This is a genomic window from Halochromatium sp., assembly GCF_054919635.1.
This window is the reverse complement of record NZ_JBUDPI010000156.1, coordinates 1-8,019: the sequence shown is the minus strand read 5'-3', so window position 1 is coordinate 8,019 and position 8,019 is coordinate 1. Positions and strand designations below refer to the sequence as shown.

The following is an 8,019-nucleotide window of genomic DNA, read 5'->3' as shown; positions in this document are numbered from 1 at the left end:
AGATATTTCCCATGCAGACAAATAAAACACGTACTTTGGTCATTGGTTAGCGTACCTAGCGATGAAATGGAGGTCGTTGGTGCTGGCCTCGAATCATCCAGCGATGACGCTCAGCACGGCGTCGATTGTCGGCAGCCGAGCCCCAGCTTGGACCATTGTAGGTATCCAGATTGCTCGGCGGTGTGAGTCGTCGCTGCCGCTCAATACGGTCAAGCTCACGGGCATTTCGCTGCTGCAGCCGGCGCAGATCAAGCTGCTGGGACCGCTCGATGGCCTCCAGCTGTCGATGCTGCTTCAGATCGAGTGGCGCAACGCGATCCCGATAGGCGCGCTGCGCTTGCTCAAGCTCGAGCCAGCTGCGAGCCGAGCGGCGCCCCTGCGCGGACTCCAACACCTGCGCCCCCCTCGACACCCCACTCGACACACCCTGCCCGCTAGCCGCTTCCGGCACGCTGATAGCGATTAGGATCAACATCATCCAGACGATGCCAGGCCAGGCAACCAGTTGGAGAAAACAACAGCGACGAACACCCAAATGCATCGGGCACGAATGCATCGGGCCAACGTGCGCCGAGCCAACGTGCGCCGGGCCAGAGTGCACCGGGCCAGAGTGCACCGGGATAGTGCAACAGCCCGGTCCTGTGATCCAATTCGCAGCCACTCGTACCCCATCGTTTTTAGGGTTTTTGTGTTGGGTTTGGCAGTTTGCAGTCTGATTGCAGCTTGACTCAGGCCAGTCGACGCATAAGACGGAACGCTCCGCCCTTGCGGCCAAATATTGGCACGCATTCTGCTCAATGATCAACGAGGCGGAAACCTCCCTCTCTGCCATTTCCGTCCTCTGACCTCCTCAGTGGTGAATTGCCCCGCGATCTCGCGGGGCATTTTTTTTGCTCGTCTCAGCAACCATCTATTTTCAGCTTGAATAGTCTGGATTGATGCGCGAGATTGCTGATGACCGACGATGCCTTCACCCAACGCCTACGCTCTCTGATCGGCCGCACCTGCTCCTACTTTGGCCGCGACTGCCGAATCGTCGAGATACTGGCTGAAAACGGCCATGATCGAGGACGCTTGGTGCTCGAGGCCTTCGACGCGGTGCCGCCGATTCAAACCGACCAGTTCGGCCAGGCGGTATTCCGCGCCAACGAGCATATCGAGGTTCCGATCCATGATCCTCAAGGTGAGTTCTCCGAAGAGTTGATGCACCTACTCGAGGGTCTCGAGGCAGCGCCGACGCGCTGAATGCTGATCCGGCTCTGAGGGTCCAAGCCCGGTTCATCTTGTTTCCGGCTTAGGCTCGAGCGCTGCCCAACACTGCTCATCGAGCCACCGTGTGACGCGTTGGAGATCATCCGGGGTATCAACACCGGGACCAGGAACGGTCTCTGCTAATGAGACATGGATACGGCCACCATGCCAAAGCACCCGCAGTTGCTCCAAGGATTCGGCTTCCTCGAGCGATGCTGCTGTCCACTCGAGATACCGTGCTAAGAAACCGACCTGATAGGCATAGAGCCCGATGTGGCGCAGGAACGGGACCTCATTCGGCAGCCGAGTGCGATCGCGCAAGAATTGCTCGCGGTGCCAAGGAACAGGGGCACGACTGAAATAGAGCGCATAGCCCTGGGCGTCGGTTACGACCTTGACGACATTCGGATCGAACAGCGAAGCTGCATCCTCAAGATGGCAGGCCAGGGTCGACATGCCCGCATCCGGATGCGACGCCAGGCCGATCGCCACCTGATCGATCAGCTGCGGGGAGATGCCTGGCTCATCACCCTGGACGTTGACCAGGATATCGCCCGCCGCCCAGCCCCTGCGCTCGGCAACCTCGGCGAGACGTTCCGACCCACTGCGGTGATCGGTGCGCGTCATCACCACCTCGGCGCCAACGTCGCTGCAGACCTCAGCGATACGCGGATCATCGGTCGCGATCAATACCTCAGCCGCAGAGCTGACGCACGCGCGCTCCCAGACCCACAGAATCAGGGGTTTGCCATGGATCTCGATCAGTGGCTTTCCCGGTAGACGCGTGGAGCCAAAGCGCGCTGGAATCACCACCCGAAACCGCTGCTCGATGTGCTTGCTGTTCATCGATCCTCGTTCTTGGTCTCGTCGACGGCTGTCTCAAATCGCTGCATCAAGCCTTCGCCTAATCCCCTGACAAAGGCCGATCCGGGTACCGCCGTCACTGGCACATACCAATGCGTCGACCCGGCGAAGCCAAGGCATTTTACCGCGTCCTTTTCGGTCATCAGCACGGTGTCCCGGGCCCAGCATTCAAGGTCGGCGGCGCGATAGCGGTGATGGTCGGGATAGGGTCGAGGCACGATGTCTAGACCCAATCGACGCAGCATCGCGAAGAACCGTTGCGGATTGCCGATTCCCGCCACTGCGATGATGCGCTGTCCCGCAAAGTCCGCGAGAGGTCGTCGCCGGGAAGGATCGACCAGATTGACCGCCTCAGCAGGCTCCAGATGCATCCGCAGCGCATCCCGTGCGGTGCCGCCGTGCGCGATCATCAAATCGACCTGCTGTGAGCGACTAACCGGCTCGCGCAGTGGTCCTGCTGGCAGGCAACGGCGATTGCCGAAACGGCGCTCCCCGTCGACCACCAGGATCTCGAGCTGGCGCCGTAACCGATAGTGCTGGAGTCCATCATCGGTGATGACCAGATCGCACCCGCCCTGCTCAGTAAGAGCATGCGCCACCGCGACCCGGTCGCGTCCCACCATCACCGGGCAGCCAGCACGCCGGGCCAGCAGCACGGCCTCGTCCCCGAACTCAGTTGCATCACCGTTGATCGGCACTAGGCGCGGCTGATCCAGGGCTCGTCCCGCTTGCGAGGGCTGTTCCTCAACCGGGTCCAACGGCTGTCGTCCATAGCCGCGCAGGGCGATCCCAGGCCGATAGCCGCGCTCAGCGAGATACCCCGCCAGCCACAGCACCAAGGGTGTCTTACCGGTCCCGCCCACCGTCAGATTACCGACCACAATGACCGGTACTGGAGCCGAGTAGGAGATCAGCCAACCCCTTCGATAGAGCTGACGACGCAGCCTTGCGATGCCGCAGTAGATCCAACCGAGCGGGACCAGCAGCAAACCGAGCCAATGACCCTGGTACCAGACCTGTTCCGGAATCTCCTGCAAGCGCTGTTTCAGACCCTGTGCAAAGCCGTCCTGGCGCCCGGTGTTCCGTCTGGTGGTCCGTCTGGTGGTCCGAGGACGCTCAGACTCAGCATTGCGAGCCCTCACGTCTGATTCAGCTCGGGTCCGCCGTCGGCGAACTGCAATCGATGCAGGCGCGCATAGTAGCCGCCGCGGGCGATGAGCTCGGTGTGGGTGCCGCGCTCGACGATACGACCGGCATCAAGCACTAGGATCTCATCGACATGCTCGATGGTTGAGAGCCGATGGGCGATCACGAGCGTCGTGCGATGCTCCATCAGCGCTGCCAAGGCGGCTTGAATATGTCGCTCGGCCTCGGTATCCAATGCCGATGTCGCCTCATCCAGCACCAGGATCGGGGCGTCCTTGAGCATGGCGCGGGCGATTGCCACTCGCTGGCGCTGGCCGCCAGAAAGCAGGATGCCGCGATCCCCAACCAAGGTTTCCAGCCCGCGCGGCAGCGCGTTGATAAAGTCCGCCGCGTGCGCGGCCTCCGCGACACGCTCGATCTCAGCGCGACTCGCACCGCCCTGCAGGCCGTAGGCGATGTTGTTGGCGAGGGTATCGTTGAACAGCACGACGTCTTGGGTGACCAGTGAGATCTGCGCCCGAAGGCTGGCTAGGGTCAGCTCGCGAATGTCGATGCCATCGATCAGGATCTGCCCTTCGGTTGGATCGTAGAAACGCGGCAAGAGGCTGGCGATGGTCGACTTGCCGCTGCCGGAGCGTCCGACCAGCGCGATGCTCCGCCCTGGCTCGATGACCAGATTCAGGTCCTCGAGGACGGGACCCTTCTCAGGGTCGTAGATATGGGTCACGTCGCGATAGTCGACGCGACCCTCGGCCCTTGTCATGACCCGGTGACCGGTGTCGGTCTCGATCTCGCTATCGAGCAGCTCGAACAGACTCTCAGCGGCGACAATGCCGCGCTGCAGATGCGAGTTCACCGATGTCAGACGCTTCACCGGCGGCAGCAATAGGCCCATGGCAACGATGAAGGACATGAAGGTGCCCACGGTGATGTTCTCGCGCAGCCCTTGCAGGGTCGAGAGGTAGACGATGATGCCAATGGCGATCGCCGCGATCAGCTGCACCAGCGGCACGCTGATCGAATCGGTGGCGACGATCTTCATCTGCAGCGAGCGCGTCTTCTCGTTGACTGACGCAAAACGGCGGGTCTCGTAGTCTTCACCACCAAAGGCCTTCACCACCCGATGCGCCTCGATCACCTCTTGCGCCGCCTGTGACAGCGAGCCCATGCGCTCCTGGACGCGTTTTCCATAACGACGAAAGCGTTTGGTTGCGTACTTGATCGCCAGCACCATCGCCGGTGCAACAAGCAGAAAGATCGCCGACAGCGCCGCATCGATGTACAGCATGTAGAGGATCAGCGCCAAGGCCGTGAAGCCATCCCGGACCAAGGTGGTCAGTGCCGAGGTCGAAGCCGTTGCCACGTTCTCGACGTTGAAGGTGAACTTGGCGATGATCTGCCCCGAGCCGTGATGGTCGTAATAACGGGCGGGCGCGCGTAACAGATGGTCGAACATCTGTTGGCGCAGATCGGCGACCACCCGCCGCCCCACCCATTTCAGACAATAGGTATTGACGAAGCCAGCAACACCGCGCACCAAGAAGATGCCAATCAGCACGATCGGCATCATCCGCACCACGCTCGGGTCGCGCTCGACGAAGCTGCCATCCAGCAAGGGTTTGATCATCGCCGCAAACAACGGCTCAGTGAGGCCAAAGACCAGCATGCCGGCGATCGAGATCGCGAACATCGTCCAATAGGGGCGCACATAGCCCAATAGCCGCCGATAGATCTCGCGGGCAGAGGCCTCGCTGGATGCCGCAAATACGGCGCCGATCCCGGTTGGCGAGGTCATTGGTCGATCTCCTGCGCTGGGCTCCGCTGCTCGGTGCCGGCCTGGTCCGATGACGGGCTTGGTGCCTGATCCAACGAGCGCTCTAGTGGCTGGTCAGGTCGCTGGCTCGGTTCCGGGATCAGTCCTGGGGTCAGTTCGGGGCTCGATCCGGAGCTCGATCCTCGGTTCGACTCCGCTTTCGATCTCGGACTCGATCTCGGGCTCGCCTCCTGATCAGGCGCCTGCTGGAGCGCTGGACTCGACGCTGGTGTCGGCATTGAGCCCGACAAGGCACGCACATCTTGGCGCTGGCTGGCCGCGAACGCGATCTGGCTCAGGCCGAGCTGACCTGCTGCATCGAGCACCTGCATCACCGCCTGATGCTCGGCCTTGGCATCGGCCTTGATCAGCACCGGTCGCTCGCGCTCCGGGCCAACCGCTCCGATCAGCGCCTGTTTCAGGGTCTCGAGATCGGTCGCAGTGAGCAGTTGCGCGTTGACATAGAAGCGCCCTGCACGGTCGATCATCACCTCGACCAGCTCGATCTCTTCGCGCGGGACGGCCTCGGCATCGGCCTCCGGCAACTGCAATCGCAGCCGACCCTCGTCCCGAAAGCTGGTTGTGACCATAAAGAAGATCAGGAGCAAGAAGACGACGTCGATCAAGGGCGTCAGATTGATCTCTGGCGCTTCCGGGCGATGCGGACGCAGATTCAAAGCCGCTCTCCCTCGTCCGCAGCCTCGCGCTCGCCCTGCATCACCTCGATCAGCCGCAGCGCCTGCTCCTCCATGCCAACGACCAGCTTGTCCACTCGACTGACAAAGTAGCGATGGAACATGAGCGCCGGAATGGCAATGGATAGGCCCGCGGCGGTGGTGATCAGCGCCTGCGAGATACCGCCGGCGAGCACAGCGGGGTCGCCAACGCCGGCATCCATGATCACAGCGAACACGTCGATCATGCCGATGACGGTGCCTAGCAGGCCAAGCAGCGGCGTGACAGCAGCGATGGTGCCCAATGTGCTCAGGTAGCGCTCCATCCCGGAAACGACATGACGGCCGGTGTCCTGGATCGCCTCCTTCATCACCTCGCGGGCGTGAAACCGGTTTACCAGGCCCGCGGCCAGCATCCGACCTAGCGCCGAGCCTTGGCGGATCTGCTCGATGCGCTGATCATCGAGCTGACGGCTGCGCTGCAGCTCCCAGATCTGCATCACCAGTCCATCCGGCATGATTCGCTTGCGGCGCAAGGCCCAGAAGCGTTCGATCACAATGGCCATTGCCGCGACTGAACACAGCAAGATCGGCACCATCAGCCAGCCACCGGCCTTCATCAGATCGAGCACTAGAGAATCACCTCGGAATGGAGCTTAGCCAATCGAAACGGGTCGCCATCATAACGCACTGCCCCGCCATCGGGCCGGCAAGCTCAAGGCCGATCGGATGGGCGCTCACCTTGAGCCGGCATCGATCTGATTGACTCGTCTGGGACAAGCTCTGAAGCGACCGCCGGCGGCGGATGATGACGCCAGAGTCGATCCGCTTGCTGGCGATACAGCCCGGTGATGCGCAGCCCAGCCGGACGATCGAGCTGCAGCTGGATGGCACCTGTACTTGCGGTATCCAAGCTGAGCGCGCCTGCGGACATCACGCGCTCGCGGACCGATGCAGCAGGAAAGTCGTAGCGATTCTTCCAGCCCATCGAGAACAACACCAGCTGTGGCGAGACCGCCCTGAGAAAGCCCTCGCTCGTTGAGCTGGCACTGCCATGATGACCAGCGACCAGAACCGCTGACTGCAAGGCCGCAGCATCGCGCTGCTGCAGCTGCTGCTCAACTGAGGCCTCGACATCGCCTGGCCACAACAGCGCCGTCTCACCAATCGAGACGCGCAGCACACAAGAGCTATTGTTCCCTGTCTCGGCGGCATCCGGGGGATGAAGAATCTCAAAATCGACGCCATCCCAGTGCCAGTGCTGTCCGCGCTGACAGCGCTCGATCGTCAGCGTCTGGATCTCATGCTCGAGCGCATTGGACCGGTGTTTCTGTGGTCCGCCTGTGAGCGGCTCAGCAGCCTTGTCTTTGAGTGCTGCAGCGATCGATGCCTTGATCCGGTCAGGCTCTCCAGTCAGGATGCGCCGCGCGGTCACCGACCTCAGAAGCCCCTGCAAGCCACCGGCGTGATCCTGATCTGCATGTGAGATAACCAGCAGATCGATGCTGCCAATACCGAGGTGTTGGAGGTATGGCGCAACCACCGCCTCACCGGTGTTGAAGCCGCTGCGAAAACGTGGCCCGGTATCGTAGACCAGCGTATGCCGCTGCGTTCGCATGACGGCGGCAAGCCCTTGCCCGACGTCCAGGAGCGTCACCTGAAGCTCCCCCGGCGCCGGACTTGGTGGGCGCATCAGCCATAGCGGTAAGAGCAGAATCGCCCCCATCCAACGCCCTGGCAGCCCTCTCGGCGCAAGCAGGAGCAGCGCTCCCAACCCGGCGACGCCCCAGACCCAATCGGGCCGACCCCCGAGTGTCAGACTCGCCCATGGCAGATCGGCGGCGTTGGCGAGCAGCTGATAGCCTTGGCGCAACAGCCAGTCGACAACAAGGAGCGGCAGTAACCAACCGCTGAGCAGGAAGGCGAGGCTAGCGACCAGGATCAGCGGTAGGAGAAGACCGAACAGTGGCACCGCGAGCAGATTTACCAATGGCGCAATCAGCGACGCGCGGCCGAAGAACGCGATCAGTAGCGGCAGCAGTCCGAGCGCAACGGCCCATTGCGCGGCGCCCCAACGCGCGATCCAGCCTGGTGGGCCCAGCCGCCAGCCGAGTGCATAGAGCAGCACCGCGACGGCGCCGAAGGAGAGCCAAAAGCCGTAATCCAGGACCGCTGCCGGATCGATGAGCAGGACCACCGCAAGCGCCAACACCAGCGCGCTTGAGGCACGCAGGGTCCGGCCGGCAAGGATGGCGATCAAGACCACTGCCA

General features: G+C 62.3%; 8 protein-coding genes. 1 reads left to right on the top strand and 7 read right to left on the bottom strand.

All coding sequences use genetic code 11. The features are described 5' to 3' along the window. Positions 1-55: 55 nt before the first annotated feature. The gene (locus ACY693_RS10715) at positions 56-394 is read right to left on the bottom strand and encodes a hypothetical protein (protein ID WP_462321819.1); all 339 of its coding nucleotides are present in this window, start codon (positions 392-394) and stop codon (positions 56-58) included. Between the two features lie 560 nt (positions 395-954). Between ACY693_RS10715 and ACY693_RS10710 the strand changes: the two genes are divergently transcribed. Then, complete coding sequence (locus ACY693_RS10710) at positions 955-1,245, top strand: hypothetical protein (RefSeq protein ID WP_462321818.1); 291 nt, start codon at positions 955-957, stop codon at positions 1,243-1,245. A 33-nt stretch (positions 1,246-1,278) separates the two neighbouring features. Here ACY693_RS10710 and kdsB read toward each other — a convergent pair whose 3' ends face one another. From kdsB to ACY693_RS10680, 6 genes are all read right to left on the bottom strand, one after another. Further along, positions 1,279-2,097 (bottom strand): 3-deoxy-manno-octulosonate cytidylyltransferase, encoded by an 819-nt coding sequence (gene kdsB / locus ACY693_RS10705; protein ID WP_462321817.1) that lies wholly within the window; start codon positions 2,095-2,097, stop codon positions 1,279-1,281. Further along, positions 2,094-3,152 carry a tetraacyldisaccharide 4'-kinase gene (lpxK, locus tag ACY693_RS10700; protein WP_462321816.1) on the bottom strand — a complete coding sequence of 353 codons (1,059 nt, stop codon included), beginning with the start codon at positions 3,150-3,152 and terminating at the stop codon, positions 2,094-2,096. Before lpxK ends, kdsB begins: the two co-directional genes overlap by 4 nt. A 101-nt stretch (positions 3,153-3,253) precedes the next feature. Then, positions 3,254-5,056, bottom strand: a complete 1,803-nt coding sequence (gene msbA / locus ACY693_RS10695) for a lipid A export permease/ATP-binding protein MsbA (RefSeq protein ID WP_462321815.1) — start codon at positions 5,054-5,056, stop codon at positions 3,254-3,256. Further along, entirely contained in the window at positions 5,053-5,751 is a 699-nt protein-coding gene (locus tag ACY693_RS10690) for an ExbD/TolR family protein (RefSeq protein ID WP_462321814.1), read from the bottom strand. Before ACY693_RS10690 ends, msbA begins: the two co-directional genes overlap by 4 nt. Then, the gene (locus tag ACY693_RS10685; RefSeq protein ID WP_462321813.1) at positions 5,748-6,380 is read right to left on the bottom strand and encodes a MotA/TolQ/ExbB proton channel family protein; all 633 of its coding nucleotides are present in this window, start codon (positions 6,378-6,380) and stop codon (positions 5,748-5,750) included. Before ACY693_RS10685 ends, ACY693_RS10690 begins: the two co-directional genes overlap by 4 nt. An 83-nt stretch (positions 6,381-6,463) precedes the next feature. Beyond that, positions 6,464-8,019: DNA internalization-related competence protein ComEC/Rec2 (locus ACY693_RS10680; RefSeq protein WP_462321812.1), on the bottom strand; the 1,556-nt coding region annotated here is incomplete at its 5' end.

Excerpts from the sequence above, each read along its gene's own strand:
- msbA (WP_462321815.1), bottom strand. The coding sequence starts at position 5,056 with ATGACCTCGCCAACCGGGATCGGCGCCGTATTTGCGGCATCCAGCGAG.
- ACY693_RS10710 (WP_462321818.1), top strand. The coding sequence starts at position 955 with ATGACCGACGATGCCTTCACCCAACGCCTACGCTCTCTGATCGGCCGC.
- kdsB (WP_462321817.1), bottom strand. The coding sequence starts at position 2,097 with ATGAACAGCAAGCACATCGAGCAGCGGTTTCGGGTGGTGATTCCAGCG.